This window comes from Ruegeria sp. CDSC025 (genome assembly GCF_059610805.1).
Genome location: NZ_JBXWOJ010000034.1, coordinates 1 through 1,272 on the forward strand (window position 1 = coordinate 1; position 1,272 = coordinate 1,272).

The window sequence follows — 1,272 nt, forward strand, 5'->3', positions numbered from 1 at the left end:
GGTTTTTTCACCCAGTCTCTCTCAGCGCGCGACCCAGAGCTGTTCGGCTCGATCACGTCCGAGCTGGGCCGTCAGCGCGACGAGATCGAATTGATCGCGTCCGAGAACATCGTCTCTGCTGCCGTGATGGAAGCGCAGGGCTCGGTGATGACCAACAAATACGCCGAAGGATACCCCGGCAGGCGTTACTATGGCGGGTGTCAATTTGTTGATATCGCTGAAAATATGGCCATCGACCGCGCCAAGCAGCTGTTCGGTTGCGGCTTTGCAAACGTCCAGCCGAACTCTGGCTCTCAGGCAAACCAGGGCGTGTTCCAGGCACTGATCAAACCCGGCGACACCATCCTGGGCATGAGCCTGGATGCGGGGGGCCACCTGACCCATGGCGCCGCACCCAACCAGTCGGGCAAGTGGTTCAACGCCGTCCATTACGGTGTGCGCAAACAGGACAACCAGATCGACTATGACCAGATCGAAGCGCTGGCGAAAGAGCATCAGCCCAAGCTGATCATCGCAGGCGGGTCGGCCATTCCGCGCATCATTGATTTTGCCCGCATGCGCGAGATCGCGGACATGGTCGGCGCCTATCTGCATGTCGACATGGCCCATATCGCCGGTCTGGTCGCGACAGGCGCACACCCATCGCCCTTCCCGCATGCGCATGTGGCTACTACCACCACGCATAAAACCCTGCGCGGTCCGCGGGGCGGCATGATCCTGACCCATGACGAGGCGATCGCCAAGAAAGTGAACTCGGCCATCTTCCCTGGCATTCAGGGTGGCCCGCTGATGCATGTCATCGCGGCCAAGGCCGTGGCCTTTGGCGAAGCACTGCGACCCGAGTTCAAGGACTACATCGCCCAGGTGGTCACCAACGCGCAGGCCCTGTCGGACCAGTTGATCAAAGGTGGGCTGGACACAGTCACCCACGGCACCGATACCCACGTGGTTCTGGTGGACCTGCGCCCTAAAGGCGTCAAAGGCAACGCGACTGAAAAGGCACTGGGCCGGGCGCATATCACCTGCAACAAGAACGGTGTCCCGTTCGATCCCGAAAAACCGATGGTGACCAGCGGCATCCGCCTTGGCAGCCCCGCAGGTACCACGCGTGGCTTTGGCGAGGCCGAGTTCCGCCAGATCGCCGACTGGATCATCGAAGTGGTCGACGGTCTGGCCGCAAATGGCGAGGACGGTAACGGTGAGGTCGAGGCCAAAGTCAAAGCCGAAGTCGCAAACCTCTGCGCCAGATTCCCTATCTATCCAAACTTGTAA

At 60.6% G+C, this 1,272-nt stretch carries 1 protein-coding gene; it reads left to right on the forward strand.

Features of this window, described 5'->3' with window-relative positions; genetic code table 11:
• Positions 1 to 1,272, forward strand: a 1,272-nt coding sequence (gene glyA / locus AC2FH8_RS20565; RefSeq protein WP_496690633.1) for a serine hydroxymethyltransferase, incomplete at its 5' end; no start/stop codon positions are given.